Origin of the sequence: Hoeflea sp. 108 (genome assembly GCF_000372965.1) — a bacterium.
GTDB lineage: Bacteria > Pseudomonadota > Alphaproteobacteria > Rhizobiales > Rhizobiaceae > Aminobacter.
Window position 1 is genome coordinate 683765 of sequence record NZ_KB890024.1, and the last position, 26480, is coordinate 710244.

Here is a 26480-nt window from a genome sequence, read left to right on the forward strand (position 1 = left end):
CATTTCAGGTCTTGCCAATACGTGCAGCCTTGTCCTTGTCGAACCACCACATGGCCTCGACGGGAAAGCCGAAGTCCGGCTTCGGCTCCTTGTAGCCGAACATGTCCCAGAAGGCGGCTCGGTGATTCGCCGAAAACCAATTTGGAATCCAGTCTAGCCGGGCGCGCAAGACCCGGTCGAGCGCACGCATTGCCGCTATCAGCGCCGCCCGGTCGCCGGCCGCCCCGACCGCGTCGATGAGCGCATCGATGGCGGGATCAGCGGTGCCCGGAAGATTGGTCGAGCCCTGCAGGTTGGCCGAGCGTGAGTGGAACAGCCCGTCGATCTCGTCGCGGCTCGGCGTCGCAGAAAACGATGCCGCAGCCGATATGGCGTCGTAGTCGAAACTCGTCTGCCGCGCCTGGTACTGGGTCGAATCGACCATGCGTACCGAGGCGTCTATGCCGATGGCCTTCATGTTCTCGACCCATGGCGAGAAGACCCGGACAAAACTGTCGTCGTCGACCAGCATTTCAAGGGTCAGTGCCTCGCCCCTGGCGTTGCGCAGGCTACCGCCCTGGCGGCTCCAGCCGGCGTCCGCCAGCAGCCGCGAGGCCGTGGCAAGCATCTTTCGGTCGCGGCCTGAGCCATCGGAGGCCGGCTGCACCAAGGCTTCGCCGAAGGCTTCGTCGGGGATCTTGCCGCGCAGGGGTTCGAGCAGCGCCAGCTCGGCAGGCGAGGGCAGGCCTTCGGCGCGGAAGTCCGATCGCTCGAAGGTCGACTGCGAGCGCTGGTAAGCGTCATAGAAGAGATTGCGGTTGGTCCATTCGAAGTCGAAGCACAGCGCAATGGCGCGCCGCACGCGGGGATCGCGGAAGCGTTCGCGCCGCTGGTTGACCGCCAGGGCCTGCATCGACGGCCGCTTTTCGCTCGGAAACTCCCGCTTCACCACCTTGCCCGAGGTGAAGGCGGGGAAGTCGTAACCGGTGGCCCAGATGCGCGAGGTGAACTCCTGGCGGAAAAAGATGTCACCCTTCTTGAAGGCTTCGAAGGCCGCCTGCCGGTCCTGGTAGAATTCGATGCGAATGCGGTCGAAATTGTAGAGCCCGCGACTGACGGGCAGGTCGCTGGCCCAATAATCGGCGACGCGCTCATATTCGATCGCCTGGCCGGCAAAGACGCGGCCGACCTTGTAGGGACCGGAGCCGAGCGGCGCTTTCATCTGCGAAGCGTCGAAGGGGTTGGTTTCGAAGAAGGCCTTGGCCGGTATCGGATAGGTGGCGATGTCGAGGATGGTGCGGTCCGACTGCTTGCCGTCGAAGCTGAGCCGAAGCGTGTGCGGGTCGAGTGCCTTGGCCTCCTTTAGGTGGCTGAGCGGCAGGAGCAGGCTGGGATGCCCGTCCTTCTTGAACAGATCGAAGGCGGAGGCGGCGTCTTCGGCGGTGAACGGCGTGCCGTCATTGAAGCACGCCTCGGGCCTCAGCGCGAAGTCGAAGCTGTTGCGGTCGTCGGAGATCTTTACCGATTGCGCCAAAAGGCCATAGATCGCGTCGGGCTCGTCGATCGCCCGCACCATCAGGGAATCGAAGCACATTTCCATGCGCGGCGGCGCGTCGCCGCGGGCAACGAAGGTGTTGAGCGTGTTGAAGGTGAGCGGGCTCTGGTTGAAGTACCAGTAGGCGGGTGAGAAGTTGAACGTGCCGCCCTTGGGCGCGTCGAGATTGACGAAGTCGAAGTGAGTGAAATCAGGGCCGTATTTCAGGTCGCCGAAGGCGGACAGCCCGTGCAGGCCGGTGCCGGTCGGACTTGCGGCGAAGACGCGGCTCGGGATGAGCGGGGCGGCGATGGCCGCCGCGCCCAGTGCCAGGAATTCCCTGCGGGGAAGGCGCGTGTTCAATTGACGCCCTTGTACTTGGCGGCCAGCGCCGCTTCCTTGTCCTTGTCGATCCACCAGGAATCGAGGTCCACGCCAATGTAGCTTGGCTGCTTCTCGGGAATGCCGAATTTGTTCCAGTAGGCGATGCGCACTTTCCCCAGGTGCCACTGCGGGACCATGTAGTAGTTCCACAGGAGAACCCGGTCGAGCGCATGGGTGGCGGCCAGCAGGTCGTCGCGGTCGGTAGCGAAGATGACGCGTTCGACGAGCGCATCGACGACCGGGTCCTTGATGCCGGCGAGGTTGCGCGATCCGGGCGTGTCGGCGGCCTTGGAGCTGAAGAAGTCGCGCTGCTCGTTTCCGGGCGACTGCGACTGCTGGAAGCCCGACAGCGCCAGCATGTCGAAATCGAACGAGCGGGTACGGTTGATGTACTGGCTCTCGTCGATGATACGCAACGTCGCGTCGATGCCTAGGCGGCGCAGGCTGTCGATAAACGGCGTTGCCACGCGTTCGTCGATGGGGTCGTTACCGAGGAACTCGATGGTGAACTGCTCGCCGGTCTTTTCATTGACCATCTTGCCGCCGCGGTTCACCCAGCCGGCTTCCTTGAACAACTGAACGGCGCCGCGCAGGTTTTCGCGGCCTGCCTGCGGCGTGTCGTAGAGCGGCAGCTTGAATTCCTGGGTGAACAGTTCTGGCGGCAGCTTGTCGCGGAAGGGCTCGAGTATCTCGAGTTCCTTGCCTTGCGGGATGCCGCTGGAGGCAAGCTCGCCGCCTTCGAAGTAGCTATCGGTACGCTTGTAGGCGCCAAAGAAGATGTTGCGGTTCATGGTCTCGAAATCGAAGGCCATGGTGAGCGCCTTGCGCACGCGCGGATCCTGGAACTGCGGCCGGCGCGAGTTCATCACATAGGCCTGCATCGGCTGCCCCGACGTCGTCGCATACTCGACCTTGGTGACGTCGCCAGCCTGGAAGGCCGGGAATGTATATTCGGTCGCCCAGCGTTTTGCGCTCGACTCGGCGCGGACATCCTGGAAACCACCCTTGGTGAATGCCTGCCAGGCGGCATTGTCGTCGAGGAAATAGATGTAGCGCCGCTTGTCGAAGTTCTCGCGGCCGACCTTCACCGGCAGTTGCGCGCCCCAATAATCGGGCACGCGCTCCCAGACGATCTCCGAGCCCGGCTTGAAGCTCGAAATCTTGTAGGCGGCCGAGCCGAGCGGCGGTTCCTGCGTCGGGCGGGTGATGTCGCGCTTCTTGCCTGAAGCGTCGGTGCCCTCCCACCAGTGCTTGGGCAGGACCACGAGGTCGCCCATGATCTTGGGCAGCTCGCGGTTGCCCTTCTGGTCGAAATGGAACGTCACCTCGCGTTCGCCGGTGGCGACCGCCTCGGTCACATTGGCGTAGTACTTGTTGTAGAGCGGGCTGTTGGCCTTCAGCGTCTTGAACGACCAGATGACGTCGTCGACGGTGATTGGCTGTCCGTCATGCCATTTGGCGCGCGGGTCGAGACGATAGGTCGCCGAGGAAAAGTCCGCAGGGAACTTGTAGGCATCGGCGACGAGCGGATGACTGACGCTGCCTTCGTCGACCGACTGCTCCATCAGCGTGTCGTACAAAAGGCCGCCGCCGAAGCCGGCGAAGCCCGCTGCCGGATTGCCGGGCACGATGTAGGGATTGAAGCTGTCGAAGGTGCCTGATGTCGTCGTATTTAGCGTGCCGCCCTTGGGCGCATTCGGATTGACGTAGTCATACTGCTTGAAGTCGTCGCCATATTTCGAGGCGCCGATCAGCGCCGAACTCGTGTGCCACTCGCCGTCCTCGGCATGTGCCGGCATCCAGGCGCCCGAAAGAAGCACAGCCGCCATGCCGGCTGCTGCGATTGTCCTGTTCAGGCATGCCTTCATGGAGCTCCCCTTGGATCGTTATCTGGCGACACTCTAATTCATTCGCCGCGCATGGAAACTGCGGGCCCGACGATTGTCGTCGCTTGTTTGCCGAACATAACAAAAAAGCCGGGCTGAACCCGGCTTTTTCAAGATGCTTCGATGACAATTTGTTCAGTGGGACGTCGCCGGAGCCGCGCCCTCGGCAGGCTTGGCCTCGCCATTTGCCGGCGCAGCAGGTGCTGCACCTTCGGCTGGGGCCGGGGCGGCGCCGGCAGGCGCGGGAGCTGTACCTTCCGCCGGAGCGGCGGCAGGCGTCGCAGCCGGAGCAGCGCCCGGGGCCGGGAGCGGAGCCGGGCTGTCCGACTGCGAGTTCAGGTAGGCGATCAGGTTGGCGCGCTCGTCATCCTTCTTGATGCCGGCGAAGCCCATCGCGGTGCCCTTGATGTAGGCCTTGGGCGAGGTCAGGAAGTGGTTGAGGTGCTCGAAGTCCCAGACAACCGTGCTGCCCTGCGAGAATTCCTTCATGCCGCCCGAATAGGCGAAACCTTCATGCGAGGCCATCGGACGATTGACGACGCCCCAGAGGTCCGGGCCGACCTTGTTGGGGCCGCCCTTCTCGATGGAGTGGCAGGCGGTGCACTTCTTGAAGACGGCAGCGCCCGCCTCGGCGTTGGCGCTGGCCAGCAGCTGGGCGATCGGCACGGCCGCCGCGGCAGCTTCGCCGCCACCGGCGCCAGCACCGGCCTCTTCGGCCGCTTCGATGGTGAAGCCCGGCTTTTCCGGAACCGGCGACGCGAAGATCGCATCCGACACCAGCGAGATCGAGAAGACCACGAAGGCCGTGCCCAGCAGACCGCCGAGCACCTTGTTCATTTCGAATGAGTCCATACGCCCCTGGCTCCCTTATCCGACAGCTCGCTGTCCTCTGCGACCGCTGCCGTGCGTCGGTAATGTCTATAGCCCGGCCGGACCGGGTCAAATCGCGCGGAAACTAGGTCTTTTGCTTGCCGGTTGCAACACATATAAGGGCGCTTCCAGTGAGACTTTTTGACACTTTCCAGCAGCCTTCGAGACAGCCGACCAATCAATGTCCACCCTTGTCCTGATCCCCGCCAGAATGGCCTCTACGCGCTTGCCGGGCAAGCCGCTCGCCGATATCGCCGGCCGCCCGATGATCGTCCATGTTGCAGCGCGCGCCACAGAAAGCGGTCTCGGCCGTGTCGTGGTCGCCACCGACACCGAGGCCGTCGCCGAGGCAGTGAGGGCGCAAGGCTTCGAGGCGGTGATGACCCGAGCCGACCATGAGTCGGGCTCCGACCGCATCTTCGAGGCGCTGACCAAGCTCGATCCCAAGAGTGAGGTCGAGACCATCGTCAATGTCCAGGGTGACCTGCCGACCATCGATCCAGGTATTATCCAGGCGGCGCTGAGGCCGCTGGAGAACGCTGTCGTCGACATCTCGACGCTTGGCGTGGAGATCACGCGCCAGGAGGAAAAGGTCGATCCGAACGTACCCAAGATCATCGGCTCGCCGTTGTCGGCCGAGCGCATGAGGGCACTCTACTTTACCCGCGCCACGGCACCGTGGGGCGACGGCCCGCTCTACCACCACGTCGGGCTCTATGTTTACCGCCGCGCCGCACTCGAACGCTTCGTCAGTCTCAGCCCGTCGCCGCTCGAAAAGCGCGAGAAGCTGGAGCAATTGCGGGCGCTGGAGGCGGGCATGCGCATCGACGTCGAGATCGTCGACACCGTGCCGCTCGGCGTCGACACGCCCGAACATCTCGAGCGCGCCCGCGAACTTCTTTCAAAATAGAAAAGACAGGCCAGCCATGCCGACGACGACCAACAAGATCTCCTTCCAGGGCGAGCCGGGCGCCAATTCCGACACAGCCTGCCGCAACATGTTTCCCGACATGGAGCCGCTGCCCTGCGCGACCTTCGAGGACGCTTTCAATGCGGTGGAGACCGGCAAGGCCGACCTGGCGATGATCCCGATCGAGAACACGATCGCCGGTCGCGTCGCCGACATTCATCATCTCTTGCCGGAATCGAAGCTGCACATCGTCGGCGAATATTTTCTGCCGATCCATTTCCAGCTGATGGTCCTGCCGGGCGTGCAGCGCTCGGAGATCAAGACTGTGCATAGCCACATCCATGCGCTCGGCCAGTGCCGCAAATACATCCGCAAGAACGGCTGGAAGCCGGTCGTGGCGGGCGACACCGCCGGCGCCGCCAAGCTGGTGTCTGAGGTCAAGGACCGGACGATGGCGGCCCTTGCGCCGCGTCTCGCCGCCTCGCTCTACGGCCTCGACATGCTTGAAGAGAATGTCGAGGACACCGACACCAACGTTACCCGCTTCGTGGTGCTGACCAAGAACAAGCAGTGGGTCGAACGTCCGAGCCCTGATGCCAAGATGATGACGACCTTCATCTTCCGCGTCCGCAACGTGCCGGCCGCGCTCTACAAGGCGATGGGCGGTTTCGCCACCAATGGCGTCAACATGACCAAGCTGGAGAGCTACCAACTGGGCGCCTTCACCGCGACGCTGTTTTATGCCGACATCGAGGGCCACCCTGATGATGCTGGCGTTGCGCATGCGCTGGAGGAGCTGCGCTTCTTCTCGCGCGAAGTGCGCATCCTCGGCGTTTACCCGGCGAGCGATTCCCGCGACGAATGGAAGGTCGCCGACTGACCGGTCTTCCGCGCTCTCTAAGCCTCGTCCGCCCAGGCGCGGATGAGGTGATGGGCGATGGCGTGGCGCGGCGGCACCCTCAGTTCGCCCGGATGGATGCCAGAGAGCATCTGTAGGACTTCCTCGCGCGAAAACCAGCGGCAGTCCTCGAGTTCGTCGGTGTCGGCGACGATATCCTCGTTCAGCGCCTCGCCGTAGCAGCCGATCATCAGCGAATAGGGGAATGGCCAGGGCTGGCTGGCGTGGTAGACGACACGGCCGAGGCGGATGCCCGCTTCCTCGAAGGTTTCGCGGCGTACCGCGGCCTCGATCGTCTCGCCGGGCTCGATGAAACCGGCCAGCGCCGAATACATGTTGGGCTGGAAATGGCGGCTGCGGCCGAGCAGGCACTTGTCGCCCGCAACCGTCAGCATGATCGCCACCGGATCGGTGCGCGGGAAATGTTCGGTGGCACAGGCGGTGCAGACCCGCTTGTAGCCGCCCGCCCGCATCTCTGAAGGCGCGCCGCAACGGCCGCAGAAACGGTGGCTGGCGTGCCAGGCGAGCAGGGCAGCCCCCTGTGCCAGCGCGCCAAGCGCTGCCTCGTCGACGATGGCCTGCGTCACCACGGAGCGGAAATCGACCGACTTCAGCGGTGCAGGCACGCTGTCCGGTTCGATGCCGACAGGCACCGCGAGCGTCGCTGTGCCGTCCGTGCGGCCGAGCAGTACCGCATCGTCCAGCCGACCGCCCAGCATCCTTGCCGTGGCCAATTGAAAGTAGGGATTTGCCATATCATTGGCGAAGTCGATGACCAGCCGGCTGGAGGCAACCAGAAGCAGGCGCGTTGCGGGCTCGGCGAGCGCCAGCCGGGCGGAATCGTCGCTGCGCTTCTCCGACTGGCGGTCGATGAGGTTGCCGGCAAAGCCGATGAACTGGCTCGCCTCCCGTTCGGGTGCGTTGGACAGGCTGAAGGGCATTTGAGAACTCTGTGAAATGAAGCGCTAAAGAGCAGTCTTGATGCTCTCTGCGAAGCGGTGGAGATCGTCGCTGCGGTAGGGTTCGCGCACGCCGTGCCCCCAGACAGGGCCGGGCCAACCCGGATCGCCCTCGGAGCGGGCAACGATGTGGAAGTGCAGCTGGCGCACGATGTTGCCGAGCGCGCCGCTGTTGATCTTGGTACAGCCGGTTACGCGTTTCAGCGCGTTGGCCACCATGTTGCTCTCGAAGGTCAGCATGGCCTGGTCGAGCGGGGTCAGGTCGTGCAGTTCCTCGATGCCGAGGCGCTGCGGCACCAGAATCAGCCACGGCCAGCGCTTGTCGTTCATGATGCGTAACTCGCACAACCCGAGCCACATCAAGGGCTCGCTGTCGGTGTCCAGACGCGAGTCCAGCGCAAACCCGGTGTTGAGCACCGACATCATTGGCGTTTCCCTTGTTTCTTCAAAAGCTAGAGCGTGGCCGCAATGGCTGCAAGCGAATCATTGAGATTGCGATGCCATGCTGTGCCGTGATGCTGATATGGTGTCGATGCACTGATATGCACTGAACGGAGGTCGCGATGTTGGCCGGTCAGATCGCACTTGCCTGTGCCGCAGCCTTTGCCGGTGCTGCATTCTACATCAATTTTGCCGAACAGCCCGCACGTCTAGGCCTCGACGACAAAAATCTGCTGGAGCAATGGAAGCCGAGCTACGCTAGGGGCTTCGTCATGCAAGCGAGCCTGGCTGTCGTGTCGGGGCTGCTGGGCCTGCTCGCCGTCTGGCTTTCGGCCGATTGGCGCTGGATCGTCGGCGCGCTGCTGATGCTCGCCAACTGGCCCTATACGCTGCTGGTGATCCTGCCCACCAACAAGCAGATCGAGGCGATAGCAAGCGACGATGCCGGCACGGCTTCGCGCACTCTCATCATGCGCTGGGGCACCTTGCATGCCGTTCGCACCGCGCTTGGCTGTGCGGCGGCAGTCGCCTATCTCTGGGCGCTCAATTCACAGGGCTTCTGAGGCGGTTCGGCGCACCTCCTCCAATCGCCGGCCTGGCTCTTGCAATTGGGCGAACAATTGCCGATATGGAGGTTGGGAGGTTGGTGGTGGACGATCCACTCGCCAACCGGGTCAGGTCCGGAAGGAAGCAGCCCTAACGAGCCCGGAACGGGTCATTGTTCCAGCCTCCCGCCTCTTCGCCCTTCTCCGCGTCATTGACGGCGTCCAGCCGTGCGGGCGAAACTCGTTTCGCGGAATCGACCCGACGGCGGTCGGGCAGGGGCGCCAGGACCACTAGGCGAGCGAACGGGGCGGATGAGCGAAGCCGGACAAACCGATAAGAGCAAGAACGGCGCCTACCGCGTCCTTGCGCGCAAATATCGCCCAGCAGATTTTGCGGCCCTCGTCGGCCAGGAGCCGATGGTCCAGACGCTGACGAATGCGTTTGCCACCGGCCGCATCGCGCAAGCCTGGATGCTGACCGGCGTCCGTGGAGTCGGCAAGACGACCACAGCCCGCATCCTCGCCCGTGCGCTCAACTACAAGACGGCTGATATCGACCGTCCGTCGGTCGACCTGACCATTCCCGGCGAGCACTGCCAGGCGATCATGGAAGGCCGCCATGTCGATGTCATCGAGATGGACGCGGCCTCTCATACAGGTATCGACGACATCAGGGATATCATCGAGCGCGTCCGCTACGCCCCGGTGTCGGCCCGCTACAAGGTCTATATCATCGACGAGGTGCATATGCTCTCGACGCAGGCCTTCAATGGCCTGCTGAAGACGCTCGAGGAGCCGCCGCCCCACGTCAAGTTCATCTTCGCCACCACCGAGATCCGCAAGGTTCCGATTACGGTGCTGTCGCGCTGCCAGCGCTTCGACCTGCGCCGTATCGACGCCGGCAAGCTCGTTGGCCACCTCTCCAACATCGCTCGCCAGGAAGGCATCGAGGTCGAGGACGACGCGCTCGCCATGGTCGCTCGCGCGGCTGAAGGTTCGGCGCGCGATTCGCTGTCGATCTTCGATCAGGCTATTGCCCACGGCGCCGGCAAGGTCACGGCGGAGGCCGTGCGTGCCATGCTCGGCCTCGCCGATCGTGCCCGCGTCGTCGACCTGTTCGAAAACGTCATGAAGGGCGATGTCGCAGCGGCTCTCGATGAACTCAGGGCGCAATACGACACCGGCGCCGACCCGGTCGCCGTGCTCAACGACCTTGCCGAATTCACCCATCTCGTCACCCGCCTGCGCTTTGTGCCGACGGCAGCCGACGATGCGTCGCTGTCCGAGGACGAGCGCAAGCGCGGCCTGGAATTTGCGCAATCGCTCTCGGTGCGCGTGCTGTCACGCGCGTGGCAGATGCTGCTCAAGGGCATTCCCGAGGTGCAGTCGTCCAACCGGCCCGTGAGTGCCGCCGAAATGGTGCTGATCCGGCTGGCGCACGCCGCCGACCTGCCCACCCTCGACGAGGCGTTGAGATCGCTCGGCGATGCGCCGTCGCAGCCGGCAGGTGGCCCGCGCAATGGCGGCATGCCGGCAGGCGGCGGCAACGGCGGTCCGGCTGCGTCCGCCGTGTCGCAGGCGCGCATGCCGGTGACCAATGGCGGCGGCCAGGCGATGCGGCTGGTCGAGGCTGCGCCCGCGCCGGTGGCCTTTGCCGCGCCTCAGCCGCAGCCCGAACCCGTTGTCGACGCGGTGCCGGTGCGGTCGATGACCGAGCTTGCAAATCTGGCCGAGGCCAATCGCGAGATGGCCTTCAAGGTGCTGATCCGCCGCGCCGTGCGCCCGGTCCGCATCGAGCCGGGGCACATGGAAGTCAGCCTGACCAACGATGCGCCCAGGACTTTCCTCAACGACCTGACGGTCAAGCTCAAGGCCTGGACAGGCCGCCATTGGCTGGTGTCGCTGTCGAAGGAAGAGGGCGGACCGACGCTGGCTGAGATCGAGGCCACCAAGCGCGAGGTCGCCCTGACCGATGCGAAGGCGGACCCGACAGTGGCGGCGATCCTGGCGCGCTTTCCCGGTGCCAAGATCATCGACGTACGGTTGCCGACGACGCCGGAGGCTGTGGATGCGGATACCGACGCCGAACCGCTGCCCGATCCGGGCATCGGGTTCGACAATGACGATGACGACCCGTTCTGAGACGAAAAGGACAAGACCATGAAGGATCTGCTCGGCCTTATGGGCAAGGCGAAGGAAATGCAGGCCAAGATGCAGGCCATGCAGGAAGAGATCGCACTGCTTGAGATGACCGGCCAGGCCGGCGGCGGCCTGGTGACGGTAACGCTGACCGGCAAGTCCGAGATGAAGGCGCTGAAGATCGACCCGTCGCTGGTCAAGGAAGGCGAGGGCGAGATCATCGAGGACCTGATCGTCGCCGCCCACAACGATGCCAAGGCCAAGGTCGAGGCAGCGATGCAGGAAAAGACCAAGGCTCTGACCGCCGGCCTGCCGATCCCGCCCGGCATGAAGCTGCCGTTCTAAAAACGAGCGAATAGCGAACAGGGAATAGTGGCGCTTGGTTTTCAGGCGCCATTTCTCTTTGGACTGTTCGCTACAGATATTCCTGCCATCTGCGGGCGGTGACTTGTGGCTGCAGCCCTATGTCCTCCCATAGGCTTGATGGAGGGCGAACAGAACGCCGAGGTTTGCGCCGGCGCACTGTAATTTTGACGTAGTGAACAATTCTCTTCATGAAGGTTGTGGCGATGGCTTTCATGAAGGGCACTATCATGCCATGCTTTTGTTCAGTAAAATGAAGTGTCCTCAGCGAGATACATGAGAAAAATTCATGCTGATTGCGCCGGGTCAGATACCTCCATTCCAGACGCTTCGGGCGTTTGTCGCGGTCGCGCGAGCGAAAAGCTTCACCAAGGCAGCCGACGTCCTGGGTGTCACCCAAACCGCCGTCAGCCATCAGATTGCACAACTCGAGGGCTGGATCGGCGCCCCTCTCTTCTCACGCGACAGGACCGGCGTCCTGCCGACAAGGCTCGGCAACGAGCTGCTGCCCGACGTCTCCTCGCTGCTTGAAAATCTGTCTGATGTTCTGGGGCGCGCCCGCCGAGGCAGTTCCGCGAGCCGCAGGCTCAGGGTGTCGACGTCGCCCGAGTTCTCGTCGCAGTGGCTGGCGCCAAGGCTGCAGCAATTCTGCGCTGCCCATCCCGATATCGACCTGAGCGTGACGGTCGAATATCGCCGGACCCGGTTCGCCGCCGATGAGGTCGATGTCGCGATCTGGCTGGCCGGACCGGTGGCGGAACATGGCGCTGAGCCGCTGACCAACGACGAGGAATTCGTGGTTTGCGCGCCGATTCTGGACCGGACGTTGCCGGAGAAGGACGGGCTCGCCGCAGCCCCGTTGCTGCGCTACGCCGGAGCGCGTCACACCGTCCTCGACTGGGGGCGGTGGCATGGCCAGATGTACGACCGGTTGCAGGCGGCGCCGGTCGAGGATTTCGACAGCGGACCGTGCTACCCGACTTTTGCGGAAATGCTGGAGGCGTGCCGGGGAGGTGAGGGCTTCGCTCTCGTCCGAAGCTCGCTGGTCGCCTCCGACCTGCGCGCCGGACACCTCGTGCGCTGCTTCTCGGAAAGCACGGTTTCGGATCTTCAATATCAGCTGGTGGTGAGCCCGGAACGGCGACGCGACGCCGAGGTGCTGGCGTTTCGAACTTGGCTGTTCGCCGAGATGTCGGCAGCGCATAACAGCTAGGCGCTGCCGGCCAGCCTGCCGCGCCGTCAGGTCCTAGAACTGCGTCACCACGCTGATTCCCAGTCCCTCGAAGCGGTCCATGGCCATCAGCGCCAGAGGCACCTCATCGAGGCCGATGTGCCTGCCTATGAGCATCTGCGGGGCAAGTTTGCCCACCTCGATCATCTGCATCATCGCTTCGTAGCGGAAGGCCTGCATGCCGTGGCTGCCGAGGATTTCGAGTTCGTGGGCGATCACCTTGCCCATCGGGATCTTCGGATCGGCGTGGTCGCCGAGCATCAGCCCGACCTGGACATGGCGGCCGCGGCGCCGGAGATTGGCGATCGAGTTGTAGCAGGTGGCGGGGTGGCCGAGCGCGTCGAGCGAAAGATGCGCGCCGCCGGCAGTGAGTTCCCGCACCGCGCCGACCACGTCGGTCTCGCGCGCAGCGTTGATGGCGGCCACCGCGCCCATCCTGCGGGCGAAGTCGAGCTTGTCATCGGAGAGATCGATGGCAATGACATTCGCCCCGGCTGCCGCCGCGATCATGATGGCCGACAGGCCGACGCCGCCGCAGCCATGGACTGCCACCCATTCACCCGGCTTGACCCGGCCTTGATCGATGACCGCCCGGAACGAGGTGACGAAGCGGCAGCCGAGGCTGGCTGCCGTGACGAAATCCATGCTGTCGGGCAGTCGCACCAGGTTGGTATCGGCGAAGTCGACGGCGACATGTTCGGCGAACGAGCCCCAGGCGGTGAAGCCGGGCTGGAACTGGTGCTCGCAGACCTGGTGGTTGCCCGAGGTGCATTCGAAGCAGCGGCCGCAACCGCCGACGAACGGCACCGTCACCCGGTCGCCGGCCTTCCAGCGCGTGACCAGCGGCCCCGCCGCCACGACGATGCCCGCGAGCTCGTGGCCAGGCACATGCGGCAAAACGATGTCCGGATCGTGTCCCATCCAGCCATGCCAGTCGCTGCGGCAGAGCCCGGAGGCCTCGACCTTGATGACCACGCCGCCGGATGCCGGCGTCGGATCGGCGACCCGCTGGACGCTGGGCGCCTGGCCGAACTGCTCGAAAAGCACTGCTTTCATTGCGCGATTTCCCGTTTCGCCTGCCATTTTGCACGGCCGTTGCCGGCGATCCTAGACCACGGCGACCGGCCTTCGCGAGCCCTGACAGGCGGCCACCCGGCGCTTGGCCATCTTTTTGCCCGAAAATGCGGGATTCTAGCCTCATTCCGGGGTTCGTGGCGGGCTTTGGAGAGGGGCGCTTTTGATCGCCATGAGATGGAAGATGCCGATTTTGGTCGGCGTCGTCGCATCCCCGTTTGTCGTGTCCGGCTGCACCACAAGCAAGTTGACTGACGGGGTCACAACCAGCTCGGTCAGGTCCTATGGCTACAGCGCCAAGGACAAGGAATGCCTGGCCAGGGCCATGTTCTTCGAATCCAATCGCTCGAGCCGCGATGGCCTTGTGGCTGTCGGCTCGGTTGTCATGAACCGCCTGAAATCGGGCGAGTATGGCGACAGCGTATGCGGCGTCGTCGGCCAGAAGGGCCAGTTCGCGCCCGGGGTGCTGTCCAAGCCGATGAATTCCGCAGCACTGCCGGACGTGCAGGCTGCGGCGGACGCCGTGCTCAAGGGCGAGCGCCACCCAAAGGTTACGCCCAGCGTCATGTTCTTCCACACCGCGGGCCTGAAGTTCCCCTACAAGAACATGCATTACACCACTGTTGCCGGCGGCAACGCCTTCTACGAGAAGCGCAGCCGCAGGAAACCGTTCCCGGGTGCGCCCGATCAGCAGGAAATGCTCGTCGCTTCAGCCGACCAGCAAACATTGCCCGGCATCAACGACAACAGCCCCGTCACCGTCGCCTCGGCGGCGACCGATGCATCTCTGGCCAGCGCCATGTCGTTTGAGGCGAGCCCCAAGCAGGCCGACGCCATTGGCGCGCTGATCGCTGCGCAGGACCGGCCGATGAATGAGTGAACAGGGAATAGCGAATAGTGAGTAGGGGTGTGCCCCGGCGGCGGCCGTGCTTCTTCACTATTCGCTACTCACTATTCACCAGTCGCTTTATACCCCTCACATGTCCAAGAGAATCGCCGGTCCCGAGATCGAACGCCTGATCCAGCTCCTCGCCAAGGTGCCGGGACTGGGGCCGCGTTCGGCACGGCGCGCAGCCCTGCACCTGATCAAGAAGAAGGAGCAGCTGCTGGCACCGCTGGCTGCTGCCATGGGCGAGGCCGTCGACAAGGTTCGCGTCTGCTCGACCTGCGGCAATGTCGACACCTGCGATCCCTGCATGATCTGCACCGATCCACGGCGCGACCCGTCGACCATCATCGTCGTCGAGGACGTGTCCGACCTTTGGGCGCTGGAGCGGGCAGCAGCCATGAATGCGCGCTTCCATGTGCTTGGCGGCACGCTGTCGCCACTCGACGGTGTCGGTCCGGACCAGCTGACCATCAAGCAGCTTGTCACCCGTGTCGCTGAGGGCGGCGTGAGCGAGATCATCCTCGCCGTCAACGCAACTGTCGAAGGCCAGACGACGGCGCACTACCTGACCGACCAGCTCTCCGGCTTCGACGTCAAGGTGACCAGGCTGGCGCATGGCGTGCCCGTCGGCGGCGAACTCGACTATCTAGATGAGGGAACGTTGGCGGCAGCGCTCAAGTCGCGGACAGCCTTTTGACGCAATTGGCTTGCAGGGAGGTTGGATGAACAGACTTTCTGCACGGCTTTCGTCCCTTCGCCCCCCCCTCTGGCCAGAGGGGGGGGCGAAGGAACGCAAACTCTCAGTTCTGGCCGCCCTTGCCGTAGCACTCATCACGTTCGCCGCCCCCGCATCCGCCGCCCCCATCGACGACCAGTTCCAAGCCTGGCTCGCCAAGGATCTTTGGCCGGAGGCCAAGGCCAAGGGGATTTCGAAGGCGACCTTCGACGCGGCGTTCCAGGGTGTTTCGCCCAATCTCAAGCTGCCTGATCTGGTTCTGCCGGGCGAGAAGCCGCAGACCCCGAAAAAGCAGCATCAGGCCGAGTTCGGATCGCCGGGCAACTATTTCGCCGAAAAGACCCTTGGCGCGGTCACCGCAGGCGGCCGCACCCGCGCCGGCGCCAATGCAAAGACGCTTGCCGCAATCGAGAAGCGCTTCGGCGTGCCCGGTGGCGTGGTGCTGGCGATCTGGGGCCGCGAATCCGGCTTTGGCGCAGCCAAGATGCCTTACGATGCCTTCGAGGTTCTGGGCACCAAGGCTTTCCTTGCCACCCGCAAGGACATGTTCCGCAAGGAGCTGCTGGCCGGCCTCGAAATGGTCCAACGCGGCATGGTCAGCCGCAAGGACATGCGCTCGTCCTGGGCCGGCGCGCTCGGCCAGCCGCAGTTCCTGCCGACGTCATTTTTGCAGCATGCCGTCGATTTCGACGGCGACGGCCGCGCCGACATCTGGAACTCCACGCCCGACACGCTGGCCTCCATCGCCAACTATCTCGTCCACTATGGTTGGGTGAAGGGCCGCGACTGGGGTTTTGAGGTGTCGGTGCCCGACAACGTCACCTGCGCGCTGGAAGGCCCCGATAAGGGCAAGAAGATTTCCGATTGGGCCGCCATGGGCATCACCCGCACCGGCGGCAAGCCGTTCCCGCAAAGCGAGATGCGTGCCGAAGGCTTTCTGATGATGCCGGCGGGGCGCAACGGGCCTGCCTTCATCGTCACGCCCAATTTTTACGTGCTCAAGGAATACAACGAGAGCGACGTCTACGCGCTGTTCATCGGCCACGGTGCCGACCGGATTTCCGGCGGCGACAGGCGTTTTTCGGGCAGCTGGGGCAAAGTCGACGGGCTCTACCGCTCCGACGTCGCTACCATGCAGCGTGGGCTTCAAAAGCTCGGCTACGACGTCGGCGGTGCCGACGGACTGCCCGGCTTCAAGACCCGCCGCTCGATCGGCGACTGGCAGGCGAAGAACGGCCGGCCGGCGACGTGTTTTCCCGACAAGGGCATCGTCGAGGCGATGCGGTAGTTTCCTTCTCCCCTTGTGGGGGAAGGGTGGCTAAGCCGCCTTCGCCAACCCGGCGCCGACTTCCGCCAGGATCTCATACGAGCGCTTGCGTGCCTGATGGTCGAACACTTGCGCCGTCACCATCAGCTCGTCGGCACCGGTTCGGGCAATGAATGCCTCGACGCCGCGCTGGACGGTTTCGGCTGAGCCGACGATGGCGCAGGACAAGGTCTGAGACAGCATCTGGCGCGACATCGGGTCGAGATCGCGCTCGTAGCCTTCGACGGGGGCGGGCAGGCGGCCGGGCCGGCCGCTGCGCAGGTTGACGAAAGCCTGCTGCACCGAGCTGAACAACAGCTTCGCTTCCGCATCGCTGTCGGCAGCAACGATGTTGATACCGGCCATGACATACGGCTTGGACAGCCTCTCCGACGGCTGGAAGCGCGAGCGGTAGATCTCGATCGCGTGGTCGAGTTCGGTCGGCGCGAAATGCGAGGCGAAGGCGTAGGGAAGGCCAAGCATGGCCGCGAGTTGGGCGCCGTAGAGGCTGGAGCCCAGCACCCAGACCTCGACCTGCTCGCCCTCGCCGGGCACGGCGCGCAGGCGCTGGTCAGACGTCGCTGGCTCGAAATAGCCCATCAGTTCGACAACGTCCTGAGGGAAGTTGTCCACGCTTGCTTCGAGGTTTCGCCTGAGCGCCCGTGCGGTCAGCATGTCCGTGCCGGGCGCGCGGCCGATGCCGAGGTCGATGCGGCCAGGATGCAGAGCTGCCAGCGTGCCGAACTGCTCCGCAATCACAAGCGGCGCATGATTGGGAAGCATGATGCCGCCGGCACCGACGCGGATGGTGCTGGTGCCGGCTGCGACATGGGCGATCACCACGGAGGTCGCGGCACTGGCGATGCCGGCCATGTTGTGGTGCTCGGCCAGCCAGTAGCGGTGGAAGCCGAGTTTTTCGGCGTGGCGGGCGAGGTCGAGCGTGTTCTTGAGCGACTGGGCGGCGGTGCTGCCTTCGGTGACGGGCGAAAGGTCGAGCACGGAAAGGGTGGTCATGATGCGGCTCCGGCGGGATTTGTCCCGCCGGATATAGGAAGCGCTGGGGTCATCCACAAACCTTCCCGTTGAAGGTAAGTTTTGGTCCAGCCGTTTTCGACCGCCTTGGCCGGATGCGTCAGGCTGCCGGCGCGGTGTGCTCCACCGGCTGCGAGGCGGCCAGTTCCTTGCGCACCAATGGGGCCACCTTGGTGCCGTAGAGTTCGATCGCCTTCATGATCTTGGCGTGCGGCATGATGCCGATCGCCATCTGCAGCAGGAAGCGGTCGTTCTTGAACAGCTTGTGCTGGGCGACGATCTTTTCGGCCACCACTTCCGGACTGCCGACGAACAGTGCGCCCTTTGGGCCGCGCGACTGGTCGAAATGCGCCCTTGACGTCGGGCCCCAGCCACGCTCGCGGCCGATGCGGTTCATCACTTCGGCCTGTGGCTGGTAGAAGTCGTCGGCCGCCTGTTCGGTGGTCTCGCCGATGAAGCCATGCACGTTGATGCTGGTGGCGAGCTTGGTGACGTCCTGGCCGCCACGGCGCGCAGCCTCCCGGTAAAGATCGAACAGCGGCGCGAAACGGGCCGGCTCGCCGCCGATGATGGCAAGCGCCAAAGGCAGGCCGAGCACGCCGGCGCGCGCCGCCGACTGCGGTGTACCGCCGATGGCGATCCAGATCGGCAGCTTGTCCTGATAGGGGCGGGGATAGACGCCGCGGTCGTTGATTGGCGCGCGATGGGTGCCCTGCCAGGTCACGCGTTCGCTGTCGCGCAGGGCGAGCAGAAGGTCGAGCTTTTCGGCGAAGAGGTCGTCATAATCCTCAAGATTGTAGCCGAACAGCGGGAAGGATTCGATGAACGAGCCGCGCCCGGCCATGATCTCGGCGCGGCCGCCGGAGAGCTGGTCGAGGGTGGCGAACTGCTGGAACACGCGCACCGGATCGTCCGACGAAAGCACCGTCACTGCACTGGTCAGCCTGATGCGCTTGGAACGCTCGGCTCCGGCGGCAAGTGCCACTGCGGGGGCCGAGGCGGCATAATCGGGCCGGTGGTGTTCGCCGAGGCCGAACACGTCGAGGCCGACCTGATCGGCCAATTCGATCTCTTCGATCAGATTGCGCAGCCGCTGGTGCGGCGCGATGGCGCCGGGGCCGGCTTCGGGGCTGACGTCGGCAAAGGTGTAGAGACCGAGTTCCATGACACTGCGTCCTTGGGTTTGCTTTATCGTCAACAGGTAGCTATAGGGTGCGGCAGCCGCCAGCCTTCAGGCGGTGAACAATCTTTGTCGCTTCATGAACGGTCATGACGTTTCCTAGCTGCAACAAGCGGGGAAATCATGGCTGGCATGCGCAATTTGCGCTTGAACTTGCGCTTTCGCTGCGTATGTAAGCGGCGTCACTTGACTTCAGGGAAATGACTCTTGGCAATTTACAGGGAAAAGAACTTCGGCGAGCGGCGCGATGCCGCCGGCGCGGCGAAGAAAGCACTGCTCGAAAAATTCAAGGCCCGTCCGGCTGCCGACGATCCGGAAGTGATCGCGCGTCAGGCTGAACGCAAGGCCATCCTCGAGGCTCGCGCCATCCGCGAAGCCGAGAAGGAAAAGCTCCGTCAGGAACGCCTGGCACGCGAAGCGGCCGAGAAGGCCGAGCGTGAAGCCAAGGCCGAGGCCGAGCGCCTCGCTGCCGAAGCAGCCGCGCTGGAAGAAGCCGCGCGTCGCGAGGCAGAAGAAGGCGACCGTATCGCTCGCCTGCTCGCAGACGAAGCGGAGCGCAAGGCCAAGCGCGATGCGCGTTACGCAGCGCGCAAGGCTCGCGGCAAGCGCATGCCTCCTTCGGCCAACTACGGCTGATAGGCCGGAGTGCCGTGCGTCCCTACGGACGCACGAAGGACGCTTTGACTTACTGAGTCTGCCAGTCGAGCCTTCCAAAAGCCTTTTCGGTTTTCGGGCTGACGCGTGAGACAACAAGTCCGAAATTCATGACGGCTCGCACTGGAGATGCCAAGCTCCGGTCGCGGGCCGCTTGTGCACGCCTATGGGGCTGCGGTTGTACAGATCATGCTGGCTGGATGAAATTGCGGCCCGCCGGTGAGGGCAGGCCGCAGATATGTGCGATGATGTTCAGGCGACCAGCTTGAGGCCGACGATGCCCGACACAATCAGGGCAATGCAGGCCAGGCGAAGTGCTGTCGCAGGTTCGCCGAGCAGCCAGATGCCAAGCATCGCGGTGCCGACCGTGCCGATGCCGGTCCATATCGCATAGGCGGTGCCGACAGGCAGCGTCTTCAGCGCAAGGCCGAGCAGGCCAAGGCTGACGATCATCGAGGCGATGGTGAGCACCGTCGGCATCGGCTTGGAAAAGCCGTCGGTGTATTTCAGGCCGATGGCCCAGCCGATTTCAAACAGGCCGGCAAAAAAGAGATAGGTCCATGCCATGGAACGCTCCAGCAAGTTGGCGGGTCGTCCCGACCGATCTGTAAAGGGGGAGGTGCAGGGTCGTCCCTGCACCTTGGAAGATAGAAACTTCCGAGAGCCGATGCAACCGCGCCAGCAGTCTTGCCGGGCATATCAGCTATGCGGTTTTACTTGTCCTTGAGCTTGGTGGCCTGCACCGGAGGCGCCTTGAAAGCCGGCGCTGGGGCAGGCTTCTTGGCGTCTTTCTTGGGTTTCCGGGCTTCCTTGCCCGCCTTCATCGCACCCTTGGCCATGATTCGTTTCTCCCGCTTCTGGAATGCTGAGTGAAACGCGAAGTCGCGCAGCTTGCAAGAGGGCGGAAACATGGCAGTGGGGCCGGTGCGGAAACCGCTTGAGCATCGCGGGGCGGCCGCTACATTGATCCGGACGAGGGATCGATGGCAGCGCAGTCGGGCTCCAGATTTGTCATTTTCGCGGCGATCGCCGGCAATCTGCTGATCGCCGCGACCAAATTCGTCGCGGCCTTCTTCACCGGCAGTTCGGCCATGCTTTCGGAGGGTGTGCATTCACTTGTCGATACGGGCAATGGCGGACTGCTGCTCTATGGCCTGCACCGCGCCGCGCGGCCGCCGGACAGACAGCATCCCTTCGGCCATGGCCGCGAGCTCTATTTCTGGAGCTTCATCGTCGCCCTGCTGGTCTTTGCGCTCGGCGCCGGCGTCGCCTTCTACGAGGGTGTGGTCCACATCCTGCATCCCGAGCCGATAGAGAACCCGCTGGTCAACTATGTCGTGCTTGGGTTGTGCATGGTCTTCGAAGGCGGCTCCTGGTTCGTCGCGCTCAAGGAGTTCCGCCGCAGCAAGGGCAATCTTGGCTACATACAGGCCGTGCGCCGCAGCAAGGACCCGAGCGTCTACACCGTGCTGTTCGAGGACAGTGCGGCACTGCTTGGCCTCGGCATCGCTTTGGCGGGCATTTCGGCAGCTCATTATTTTGAACAGCCATGGATGGATGGGGCCGCTTCGATCGGCATCAGTCTGATTCTCGCCGCAACGGCCGTCTTCCTGGCGGTCGAAAGCAAGGGGCTGCTGATGGGAGAGCCGGCGCTGCCTGATGTCCAGGAGGCGATTCTCGTCATTGCCCAGGCCGATCCGGCGGTGGAAAAGGCGAATGGCGTGCTGACCGTGCATCTCGGCCCCGAGCAGATCGTCGCCGGGCTCAGCCTGGATTTCGTCGACCACCTCTCGGCGGCCGACATCGAGACCTGCGTCGAGCGGCTTGAGGCCAGGCTCAAGGCAGAGGTGCCCGAGGTGACGGCAGTGTTCGTCAAGCCGCAGACGTCGGGGCGTTGGCACGAGCGCCGCAGGAAGATCGAGGAAGGCAGCGCCTCCTAGAGGCGTACCTCGAAAAGGGAGAAAAATGATGAAGATCGAAGGCGGCTGCCACTGCGGCGCCATCACCTACACGGCCGAGGTCGATCCGGAGAAGACCGCGATCTGCCACTGCACCGACTGCCAGAAGCTGACCGGCACGGCATTCCGCATCACCGTGCCCGTGCCGGAGGACAAGATCCGGTTTTCGGGCACGCCGAAGATTTATGTGAAGACGGGCGAAAGCGGCAACAAGCGCGCGCAGGGCTTCTGCCCCGAATGCGGCTCGCATCTGTTTGCGACGTCGGTGGGCGAGGGGCCGAAGGTCTATGGCCTGAGGACCGGTACCTCCGACCAGCGCGAGCATCTTGTGCCGCGCAAGCAGGTCTGGCATCGCTCGGCCCTGCATTGGCAGCCGGAATTCGAGGGTATGGAGACGGTGGAGAAGGCCTAGCTCAGTCTTCTTCGACGACGCGCAGGCGCAGCTGGCCGGTCTTGGAATCGGCGGCCCGTGCCGCCTGCTGTCGTGGCGCTTCCTCGGCGTCGCCACCCTGGCCGGCGCCGAACTCCAGCGCCTCGATCTTCTGGCCGCGTTTGGTGACCTTGGACGTCGATACCAGGATGTCGTCGATGTCCTTGGAGGCCTGGCCGAAATGGGTCTGCAGCTTGCGCACGCGCTCGTCGACGCGGCCGACATCCTCCATCAGCCGGATCACCTCGCCTTGGATCAGATGCGCCTGCTCGCGCATGCGGGCGTCCTTGAGGATTGCCTGGATCACCTGGATCGACAGCATCAGCAGCGACGGCGAGACGATGACGACCCGGGCGCGGTGGGCACGCTGCACGACGGCTTCGAAGTTCTCGTGAATCTCGGCGAAAACAGACTCCGACGGCACGAACATGAAGGCCGTGTCCTGGGTTTCGCCTGCGATCAGGTACTTTTCGGCGATGTCACGGATATGCACCTCGATGTCCCGCCGGAAGGACTGGGCTGCAACTTTCTGAGCATCGGTGCCCTCGGCGGCGCGAATGGCATTCCATGCCTCGAGCGGGAATTTTGCGTCGATGGCCAGCGACGGCGCATCGTTGGGCATGCGGATGAGGCAATCCGGCCGGCTGCCGTTGGACAGCGTCGCCTGGAATTCATACGCGCCAAGCGGCAAGCCGTCGGCGACGATCGCCTCCATGCGCGACTGGCCGAAGGCGCCACGCGTCTGCTTGTTGGAGAGGATCGCCTGCAACTGCACCACCTGGCCGGCGAGCGACTGGATGTTGCCCTGCGCCGTGTCGATCACCGCCAGCCGCTCCTGCAGCTTCGCTAGGCTTTCATGCGTCGACCGGGTCTGCTCCGCCATCGTCTGGCCGAGGCGCCCGGTCATGGCGTCGAGCCGCTGGCTGAGCGATTGGGTCAGCTCCGCCTGGCGCGAGCCGAAGATCTCGGCGACGGTGCCGAGTCGGCCCTGCATTTCGGACTGTGCCTGCAATATGCCGGCCATGCGGGCCTCGGCGTCGCGGGCGTGGTCGGCGGCTTCTGCTGCGGCCACCGAGCGCGCCTTGGCCGCGCGCCACAGCGCTACGACCAGCACCAGCAGCAGGGCAAAGATCAACAGTGCGCCGAAGGCCAGCGCCTGACCGAGCGTGACAATGGTGGCGCCAAGCTGGGCGACTGGTTCGGAGAGGATCGTGGAAAGCGGGCTCATCCGTCGCAACATAGCCGATTCGCGGCCCGATGTTAGATCAAAGCAAGAACATTGGCCGTAACTGCCGGTTGACGGTTTCCGCGGGACATCTTAGGTGAGGCACATGACGATCAAGCCGCTCATTATCCTGCCCGATCCGCTCTTGCGCCTGGTTTCCAAGCCCGTCGAGCGCATCGATGACGCCACTCGCAAGTTCGCCCGCGATATGCTCGACACCATGTACGATGCGCCAGGCATCGGCCTTGCCGCCATCCAGGTTGGCGAGCCGCTGCGCATGCTGGTGATCGACCTTGCCAAGGAGGGCGAGGAGCCGGCGCCGATGACCGTCATCAACCCCGAGATTCTGACGCGCAGCGACGATCGCTCGGTCTATGAGGAAGGCTGCCTTTCGATCCCTGACTATTATGCCGAGGTCGAGCGCCCGGCCCATGTGCGGGTCAAATATTTCGACGAGAACGGCAAGGAACACGAAGTCGAGGCTGACGGCCTGCTGGCGACCTGCCTGCAGCATGAGATCGACCATCTCGATGGCGTGCTGTTCATCGACTACATCTCCAAGCTCAAGCGCGACATGGTGATGAAGAAGTTCAAGAAGCTCGCCAAGGACCGCCCGCCGAGCCGCATGGCCGGCTGAAGCGTACTTGCCACGGGGGCTGGAAAGATGCTTGCCCGAACGGGTAGGCGAAAGACGCCCACCGCCTGACCTTGCTGATCGGAGATTATTCCGAGCGCATCTTGTCCTTCAACCTGAATGCGGCGGTATCGTACGGCAAGATCATCGCACTGAGGGAAAGCATAGGGCGACCGATACTCGCGATGGACGCCATGATCGCTGCCATCTGCATCGTTCATGGGGCTAAGCTGGCCACGCGCAACGTCGGGGACTTCGACGGGCTTGACCTCGGGCTCGTAAACCCGTTTGAAGCAAATGCCTGAATGGTCGGCTGTCGCCGGCCGGGCCTGTTTGCCGGACTGCATATCTTATGAGCCTTCGCGTCATCTTCATGGGCACGCCGGATTTTTCCGTGCCGACGCTGCGCGCCATCGCCGAAGCCGGCCATGAAGTCGTTGCCGTCTATTCGCAGCCGCCACGCGCCGCAGGCCGTCGCGGGTTGGAATTGACGCCATCGCCGGTGCAGCGTGAGGCCGAGCGTCTTGGTATCGAGGTGCGCACGCCGCTGTCTCTCAAAAGCGAGGCCGAGCAGGCGGCGTTTCGTGAATTGAACGCCGACGTGGCAGTCGTCGTGGCTTATGGGCTGCTGCTGCCTAAGGCGATCCTCGATGGCACCCGGCTCGGCTGTTACAACGGCCACGCTTCGCTTCTGCCACGCTGGCGCGGTGCGGCCCCGATTCAGCGCGCCATCATGGCCGGCGACACCGAGACAGGCATGATGGTCATGCGTATGGAGGAGGGGCTGGACACCGGCCCGGTGGCCCGACTTGAAAAAGTCGCGATTACACCCGAAATGACAGCCGGCGAGCTGCACGACCTGCTGATGCAGGCCGGCGCTGCCCTGATGGTGGAGGCGCTGGCCGAGCTCGAGGCCGGCAGGCTGGAAACGGCGCCACAGCCATCTGATGGCGTGACCTACGCCAAAAAGATCGATAAAGCGGAGACGCGCATCGATTGGACTTTGCCCGCACCGGAAGTGGACCGCCGCATTCGCGGCCTTTCGCCTTTCCCGGGTGCATGGTGCGAATTCGAGCTTGGCGGCAAGATGGAGCGGCTGAAATTGCTGCGTTCCGGATTGACCGCCGGACAAGGAGAGCCGGGAACGGCTCTCGACGACCGGTTGGAGATAGCCTGTGGCAAGGGTGCCGTCAGGTTGGTCGAGGTGCAGAAGGCGGGGGGAAAACCCGTCACCGCGGATGAATTTCTGCGCGGTGCCAAGATCGTAAAAGGAATGAAATTGTCATGAGCATGATGTCGATCAGGGCGGCTACGCCGCGCGACCGCGAGGCGATCCGTCTCGTCGAGGAACACGCATTCGGTCAGCGGGCCGAAGCCGGACTGGTGGATGCGCTGGTCGCCGATGGCGACGCAATCGTCGAGCTGGTGGCGGAGGAAGACGGCCAGGTCGTTGGCCATATCCTGTTCTCGCGCCTCTATGTGCAGAACGGCGGCAAGACCTTCCCGGCTGTGGCGCTGGCGCCGCTGGCCGTCGAGCCCGATTTCCATGGCACCGGCATCGGCGGCGCGCTCGTGCGCGAAGCCCATATCCGCCTCAAGGATGCCGGCGAAGTGCTCGCCGTGGTGCTGGGCGATCCGGCCTATTACGGCCGCTTCGGCTACAATCGCGAGCGCGCGGCGAAGTTCGAGAGCGACTATCAGTGCGATGCGCTGCAGGCTCTGGCCTGGGGCGATGCGCCTGAGACCGGCAAGCTGGTCTACGCCTCGGCCTTCGGCACAGCCCTCGCTGCCTGATCAAGCATCCGCATGCCGCGCTATCGCCTCGATATCGAATATGACGGTCGCGCCTATGCAGGATGGCAGCGGCAGGCCGACAACCATTCGGTTCAGGCGGCGATCGAGCAGGCGGTGCTGAAGTTCTCGGGCGACCAGGTGACGCTGCGCGGCGCCGGCCGTACCGATGCGGGCGTGCATGCCACCGCACAGGTGGCGCATGTCGATCTCACCAAGGCCTGGGCCGACGACAAGGTCCGCGACGCGGTCAATGCGCATCTCCAGGCGGCTGGCGAGACGGTCGCCGTCCTTGCCGCGCGGCAGGTAGCAGACGAGTTCGACGCCCGCTTCTCGGCGACGGGACGCCACTATATCTACCGCATCCTCAACCGCCGCGCGCCGGCGGCGATCGAGCGCGGCCAGGTCTGGTGGGTGCCCAAGCGCCTCGATCACGAAGCCATGGCCGAAGCGGCCAAGGTGCTGCTGGGTCGCCACGACTTCACCACCTTCCGTTCGACCCAGTGCCAGGCCAACAGCCCGCTGAGGACGCTTGAGCGCTTCGAGGTGACGCGCCACGGCGACAGGATCGAGATCGCGGCTTCCGCCCGTTCCTTCCTGCACAATCAGGTGCGCTCCATGGTGGGCAGCCTGAAGCGCGTCGGCGAGGGCGGCTGGACGGCGGACGATCTCAAGGCCGCGCTCGAAGCGCGCAACCGCGCCGCCTGCGGGCAGGTAGCGCCGCCTGATGGCCTCTACCTCACCGGCGTCGACTACTAGACGGCAGCGGCTGGAGCGTTTCCGTTTTTCTTCGAATTGCGGAATCCCTCTATCTCTTTGTTTTTGCGCAATTCCGGACAGAAAACCGCTGCGCACTTTTCCTGGAATTGCTCTAGTAGATCGGGTTCGTCCCGAGCTTGGGTGCCGGCCACTCCTGGGTGATTTCAGGCTGTACCGGGCGTTCGAGATAGGTCGACAGCACCACATAGCTGCGTGTCGAGGTCACGCCAGGCGTGTCGTAGATGCGGGCCAGCAGCCCTTCGAGGGCGCGCGTGTCCTCCGTCCGCACCTTGAGCAGTATGCAGGCGTCGCCAGCAACGGTGTGGATCTCCTCGACCTCGGGAAATGACGAAACCGCCATCAGTTCCGGTGTCTTGCCCCAGCCCCGCGTGTCGACATGGACGAAGGCCAGCAACGGCTTGCCGACGGCCCGCGGGTCCGCCATCGCCACTGTCTGGCGGATGGCGCCCGAGCGGCGCATGCGCTTGACTCGCTCATGCGCGGCCGGCGCCGACAGGCCAACCTTCTCGCCCAGTTCGGCATAAGAGACCGTTGCATCCTCCACCAGGGCGCTTAACAGCCTTCGGTCCACCGCATCGATGGCGCGCTCCGGCGGCCGGTTCTGCCGAATGCCGTCTGTTTCTTCGTCCATGCGGAAATTCTCCGTTGAAGC

General features: G+C 64.1%; 29 protein-coding genes and 1 other RNA gene. 18 read left to right on the forward strand and 12 right to left on the reverse strand.

Annotated elements, in window-relative coordinates:
* Positions 1-4 precede the first annotated feature (4 nt).
* The 3 genes from B015_RS0103345 to B015_RS0103355 form a co-directional block, all read right to left on the reverse strand.
* Positions 5-1876, reverse strand: coding sequence for an extracellular solute-binding protein (locus B015_RS0103345; RefSeq protein ID WP_018426246.1), 1872 nt, complete (start codon positions 1874-1876; stop codon positions 5-7).
* Entirely contained in the window at positions 1873-3765 is a 1893-nt protein-coding gene (locus tag B015_RS0103350; protein ID WP_018426247.1) for an extracellular solute-binding protein, read from the reverse strand. Before B015_RS0103350 ends, B015_RS0103345 begins: the two co-directional genes overlap by 4 nt.
* Positions 3766-3918: 153 nt before the next feature.
* Positions 3919-4635, reverse strand: coding sequence for a cytochrome c family protein (locus B015_RS0103355; protein WP_018426248.1), 717 nt, complete (start codon positions 4633-4635; stop codon positions 3919-3921).
* A 199-nt stretch (positions 4636-4834) separates the two neighbouring features.
* On the opposite strand from B015_RS0103355, the gene B015_RS0103360 reads away from it, so the two are divergent.
* Both B015_RS0103360 and B015_RS0103365 read left to right on the forward strand, forming a co-directional pair.
* Positions 4835-5563 carry a 3-deoxy-manno-octulosonate cytidylyltransferase gene (locus tag B015_RS0103360; protein ID WP_026226835.1) on the forward strand — a complete coding sequence of 243 codons (729 nt, stop codon included), beginning with the start codon at positions 4835-4837 and terminating at the stop codon, positions 5561-5563.
* Positions 5564-5579: 16 nt separating this feature from the next.
* On the forward strand, positions 5580-6443 hold the full coding sequence (locus B015_RS0103365) for a prephenate dehydratase (RefSeq protein ID WP_018426250.1): 864 nt from the start codon (positions 5580-5582) through the stop codon (positions 6441-6443).
* A gap of 17 nt (positions 6444-6460) precedes the next feature.
* Here B015_RS0103365 and nudC read toward each other — a convergent pair whose 3' ends face one another.
* Both nudC and B015_RS0103375 read right to left on the reverse strand, forming a co-directional pair.
* Complete coding sequence (gene nudC / locus B015_RS0103370; RefSeq protein WP_018426251.1) at positions 6461-7402, reverse strand: NAD(+) diphosphatase; 942 nt, start codon at positions 7400-7402, stop codon at positions 6461-6463.
* Between the two features lie 24 nt (positions 7403-7426).
* Positions 7427-7846, reverse strand: coding sequence for an HIT family protein (locus tag B015_RS0103375; protein ID WP_018426252.1), 420 nt, complete (start codon positions 7844-7846; stop codon positions 7427-7429).
* A gap of 137 nt (positions 7847-7983) precedes the next feature.
* On the opposite strand from B015_RS0103375, the gene B015_RS0103380 reads away from it, so the two are divergent.
* The 5 genes from B015_RS0103380 to B015_RS0103395 all read left to right on the forward strand — a co-directional run bounded on the left by B015_RS0103380 (position 7984) and on the right by B015_RS0103395 (position 12121).
* Entirely contained in the window at positions 7984-8424 is a 441-nt protein-coding gene (locus B015_RS0103380; RefSeq protein WP_018426253.1) for a DUF1772 domain-containing protein, read from the forward strand.
* A 75-nt stretch (positions 8425-8499) separates the two neighbouring features.
* Positions 8500-8596, forward strand: an RNA gene (gene ffs, locus B015_RS32430) — signal recognition particle sRNA small type.
* A gap of 122 nt (positions 8597-8718) precedes the next feature.
* On the forward strand, positions 8719-10548 hold the full coding sequence (locus tag B015_RS0103385; protein ID WP_018426254.1) for a DNA polymerase III subunit gamma/tau: 1830 nt from the start codon (positions 8719-8721) through the stop codon (positions 10546-10548).
* Between the two features lie 18 nt (positions 10549-10566).
* The gene (locus B015_RS0103390) at positions 10567-10890 is read left to right on the forward strand and encodes a YbaB/EbfC family nucleoid-associated protein (protein WP_018426255.1); all 324 of its coding nucleotides are present in this window, start codon (positions 10567-10569) and stop codon (positions 10888-10890) included.
* A gap of 307 nt (positions 10891-11197) precedes the next feature.
* Positions 11198-12121 (forward strand): LysR substrate-binding domain-containing protein, encoded by a 924-nt coding sequence (locus B015_RS0103395; protein WP_018426256.1) that lies wholly within the window; start codon positions 11198-11200, stop codon positions 12119-12121.
* 33 nt (positions 12122-12154) lie between these two features.
* Here B015_RS0103395 and B015_RS0103400 read toward each other — a convergent pair whose 3' ends face one another.
* Complete coding sequence (locus tag B015_RS0103400; protein ID WP_018426257.1) at positions 12155-13195, reverse strand: zinc-dependent alcohol dehydrogenase family protein; 1041 nt, start codon at positions 13193-13195, stop codon at positions 12155-12157.
* A gap of 202 nt (positions 13196-13397) precedes the next feature.
* On the opposite strand from B015_RS0103400, the gene B015_RS0103405 reads away from it, so the two are divergent.
* The 3 genes from B015_RS0103405 to B015_RS0103415 all read left to right on the forward strand — a co-directional run bounded on the left by B015_RS0103405 (position 13398) and on the right by B015_RS0103415 (position 16126).
* Positions 13398-14093 carry a cell wall hydrolase gene (locus B015_RS0103405; RefSeq protein ID WP_245262116.1) on the forward strand — a complete coding sequence of 232 codons (696 nt, stop codon included), beginning with the start codon at positions 13398-13400 and terminating at the stop codon, positions 14091-14093.
* Between the two features lie 100 nt (positions 14094-14193).
* Positions 14194-14799 (forward strand): recombination mediator RecR, encoded by a 606-nt coding sequence (gene recR / locus B015_RS0103410; RefSeq protein ID WP_018426259.1) that lies wholly within the window; start codon positions 14194-14196, stop codon positions 14797-14799.
* Positions 14800-14824: 25 nt separating this feature from the next.
* Positions 14825-16126, forward strand: a complete 1302-nt coding sequence (locus tag B015_RS0103415; RefSeq protein ID WP_018426260.1) for a lytic murein transglycosylase — start codon at positions 14825-14827, stop codon at positions 16124-16126.
* A 30-nt stretch (positions 16127-16156) separates the two neighbouring features.
* Here the strand turns inward: B015_RS0103415 and B015_RS0103420 are convergent, their stop codons facing one another.
* Complete coding sequence (locus tag B015_RS0103420; protein ID WP_018426261.1) at positions 16157-17158, reverse strand: LLM class flavin-dependent oxidoreductase; 1002 nt, start codon at positions 17156-17158, stop codon at positions 16157-16159.
* Positions 17159-17276: 118 nt separating this feature from the next.
* Positions 17277-18341: an LLM class flavin-dependent oxidoreductase gene (locus tag B015_RS0103425; RefSeq protein WP_018426262.1), complete on the reverse strand. Its 1065-nt coding sequence runs from the start codon at positions 18339-18341 to the stop codon at positions 17277-17279.
* A 222-nt stretch (positions 18342-18563) separates the two neighbouring features.
* Here B015_RS0103425 and B015_RS0103430 point away from each other — a divergent pair, with 222 nt between their 5' ends.
* Positions 18564-18992: a DUF6481 family protein gene (locus B015_RS0103430; protein WP_018426263.1), complete on the forward strand. Its 429-nt coding sequence runs from the start codon at positions 18564-18566 to the stop codon at positions 18990-18992.
* Between the two features lie 270 nt (positions 18993-19262).
* Here B015_RS0103430 and sugE read toward each other — a convergent pair whose 3' ends face one another.
* Positions 19263-19577 (reverse strand): quaternary ammonium compound efflux SMR transporter SugE, encoded by a 315-nt coding sequence (gene sugE / locus B015_RS0103435; protein ID WP_018426264.1) that lies wholly within the window; start codon positions 19575-19577, stop codon positions 19263-19265.
* Between the two features lie 146 nt (positions 19578-19723).
* Positions 19724-19849, reverse strand: coding sequence for a hypothetical protein (locus tag B015_RS34045; protein ID WP_018426265.1), 126 nt, complete (start codon positions 19847-19849; stop codon positions 19724-19726).
* A gap of 144 nt (positions 19850-19993) precedes the next feature.
* On the opposite strand from B015_RS34045, the gene B015_RS0103445 reads away from it, so the two are divergent.
* Both B015_RS0103445 and B015_RS0103450 read left to right on the forward strand, forming a co-directional pair.
* Entirely contained in the window at positions 19994-20950 is a 957-nt protein-coding gene (locus tag B015_RS0103445) for a cation diffusion facilitator family transporter (protein WP_018426266.1), read from the forward strand.
* 28 nt (positions 20951-20978) lie between these two features.
* Positions 20979-21380, forward strand: coding sequence for a GFA family protein (locus B015_RS0103450; RefSeq protein WP_018426267.1), 402 nt, complete (start codon positions 20979-20981; stop codon positions 21378-21380).
* 1 nt (position 21381) lies between these two features.
* Here B015_RS0103450 and B015_RS0103455 read toward each other — a convergent pair whose 3' ends face one another.
* Positions 21382-22626 (reverse strand): DNA recombination protein RmuC, encoded by a 1245-nt coding sequence (locus tag B015_RS0103455; protein ID WP_018426268.1) that lies wholly within the window; start codon positions 22624-22626, stop codon positions 21382-21384.
* A 103-nt stretch (positions 22627-22729) separates the two neighbouring features.
* Here B015_RS0103455 and def point away from each other — a divergent pair, with 103 nt between their 5' ends.
* The 5 genes from def (at position 22730) to truA (ending at position 25807) form a co-directional block, all read left to right on the forward strand.
* Positions 22730-23260 (forward strand): peptide deformylase, encoded by a 531-nt coding sequence (def, locus tag B015_RS0103460; RefSeq protein WP_018426269.1) that lies wholly within the window; start codon positions 22730-22732, stop codon positions 23258-23260.
* Between the two features lie 71 nt (positions 23261-23331).
* The gene (locus B015_RS30350; protein WP_018426270.1) at positions 23332-23562 is read left to right on the forward strand and encodes a PIN domain-containing protein; all 231 of its coding nucleotides are present in this window, start codon (positions 23332-23334) and stop codon (positions 23560-23562) included.
* A 47-nt stretch (positions 23563-23609) separates the two neighbouring features.
* A complete protein-coding gene (gene fmt, locus B015_RS0103470) occupies positions 23610-24545 on the forward strand; it encodes a methionyl-tRNA formyltransferase (protein ID WP_018426271.1) in 936 nt (311 codons plus the stop codon).
* A complete protein-coding gene (locus B015_RS0103475; RefSeq protein WP_018426272.1) occupies positions 24542-25051 on the forward strand; it encodes an N-acetyltransferase in 510 nt (169 codons plus the stop codon). The genes fmt and B015_RS0103475 overlap by 4 nt, the downstream gene beginning before the upstream one ends.
* Before the next feature lie 12 nt (positions 25052-25063).
* On the forward strand, positions 25064-25807 hold the full coding sequence (gene truA / locus B015_RS0103480) for a tRNA pseudouridine(38-40) synthase TruA (protein WP_018426273.1): 744 nt from the start codon (positions 25064-25066) through the stop codon (positions 25805-25807).
* Between the two features lie 112 nt (positions 25808-25919).
* On the opposite strand, the gene B015_RS0103485 is transcribed toward truA, so the two are convergent.
* Entirely contained in the window at positions 25920-26459 is a 540-nt protein-coding gene (locus tag B015_RS0103485; RefSeq protein ID WP_018426274.1) for an Lrp/AsnC family transcriptional regulator, read from the reverse strand.
* Between the last annotated feature and the right edge of the window lie 21 nt (positions 26460-26480).

Excerpts from the sequence above, each read along its gene's own strand:
- B015_RS0103350 (WP_018426247.1), bottom strand. The coding sequence starts at position 3,765 with ATGAAGGCATGCCTGAACAGGACAATCGCAGCAGCCGGCATGGCGGCT.
- B015_RS0103355 (WP_018426248.1), bottom strand. The coding sequence starts at position 4,635 with ATGGACTCATTCGAAATGAACAAGGTGCTCGGCGGTCTGCTGGGCACG.
- B015_RS0103360 (WP_026226835.1), top strand. The coding sequence starts at position 4,835 with ATGTCCACCCTTGTCCTGATCCCCGCCAGAATGGCCTCTACGCGCTTG.
- B015_RS0103365 (WP_018426250.1), top strand. The coding sequence starts at position 5,580 with ATGCCGACGACGACCAACAAGATCTCCTTCCAGGGCGAGCCGGGCGCC.
- nudC (WP_018426251.1), bottom strand. The coding sequence starts at position 7,402 with ATGCCCTTCAGCCTGTCCAACGCACCCGAACGGGAGGCGAGCCAGTTC.
- B015_RS0103375 (WP_018426252.1), bottom strand. The coding sequence starts at position 7,846 with ATGATGTCGGTGCTCAACACCGGGTTTGCGCTGGACTCGCGTCTGGAC.
- B015_RS0103380 (WP_018426253.1), top strand. The coding sequence starts at position 7,984 with ATGTTGGCCGGTCAGATCGCACTTGCCTGTGCCGCAGCCTTTGCCGGT.
- B015_RS0103385 (WP_018426254.1), top strand. The coding sequence starts at position 8,719 with ATGAGCGAAGCCGGACAAACCGATAAGAGCAAGAACGGCGCCTACCGC.
- B015_RS0103390 (WP_018426255.1), top strand. The coding sequence starts at position 10,567 with ATGAAGGATCTGCTCGGCCTTATGGGCAAGGCGAAGGAAATGCAGGCC.
- B015_RS0103395 (WP_018426256.1), top strand. The coding sequence starts at position 11,198 with ATGCTGATTGCGCCGGGTCAGATACCTCCATTCCAGACGCTTCGGGCG.
- B015_RS0103400 (WP_018426257.1), bottom strand. The coding sequence starts at position 13,195 with ATGAAAGCAGTGCTTTTCGAGCAGTTCGGCCAGGCGCCCAGCGTCCAG.
- B015_RS0103405 (WP_245262116.1), top strand. The coding sequence starts at position 13,398 with ATGCCGATTTTGGTCGGCGTCGTCGCATCCCCGTTTGTCGTGTCCGGC.
- recR (WP_018426259.1), top strand. The coding sequence starts at position 14,194 with ATGTCCAAGAGAATCGCCGGTCCCGAGATCGAACGCCTGATCCAGCTC.
- B015_RS0103415 (WP_018426260.1), top strand. The coding sequence starts at position 14,825 with ATGAACAGACTTTCTGCACGGCTTTCGTCCCTTCGCCCCCCCCTCTGG.
- B015_RS0103420 (WP_018426261.1), bottom strand. The coding sequence starts at position 17,158 with ATGACCACCCTTTCCGTGCTCGACCTTTCGCCCGTCACCGAAGGCAGC.
- B015_RS0103425 (WP_018426262.1), bottom strand. The coding sequence starts at position 18,341 with ATGGAACTCGGTCTCTACACCTTTGCCGACGTCAGCCCCGAAGCCGGC.
- sugE (WP_018426264.1), bottom strand. The coding sequence starts at position 19,577 with ATGGCATGGACCTATCTCTTTTTTGCCGGCCTGTTTGAAATCGGCTGG.
- B015_RS34045 (WP_018426265.1), bottom strand. The coding sequence starts at position 19,849 with ATGGCCAAGGGTGCGATGAAGGCGGGCAAGGAAGCCCGGAAACCCAAG.
- B015_RS0103445 (WP_018426266.1), top strand. The coding sequence starts at position 19,994 with ATGGCAGCGCAGTCGGGCTCCAGATTTGTCATTTTCGCGGCGATCGCC.
- B015_RS0103450 (WP_018426267.1), top strand. The coding sequence starts at position 20,979 with ATGAAGATCGAAGGCGGCTGCCACTGCGGCGCCATCACCTACACGGCC.
- B015_RS0103455 (WP_018426268.1), bottom strand. The coding sequence starts at position 22,626 with ATGAGCCCGCTTTCCACGATCCTCTCCGAACCAGTCGCCCAGCTTGGC.
- def (WP_018426269.1), top strand. The coding sequence starts at position 22,730 with ATGACGATCAAGCCGCTCATTATCCTGCCCGATCCGCTCTTGCGCCTG.
- fmt (WP_018426271.1), top strand. The coding sequence starts at position 23,610 with ATGAGCCTTCGCGTCATCTTCATGGGCACGCCGGATTTTTCCGTGCCG.
- B015_RS0103475 (WP_018426272.1), top strand. The coding sequence starts at position 24,542 with ATGAGCATGATGTCGATCAGGGCGGCTACGCCGCGCGACCGCGAGGCG.
- truA (WP_018426273.1), top strand. The coding sequence starts at position 25,064 with ATGCCGCGCTATCGCCTCGATATCGAATATGACGGTCGCGCCTATGCA.
- B015_RS0103485 (WP_018426274.1), bottom strand. The coding sequence starts at position 26,459 with ATGGACGAAGAAACAGACGGCATTCGGCAGAACCGGCCGCCGGAGCGC.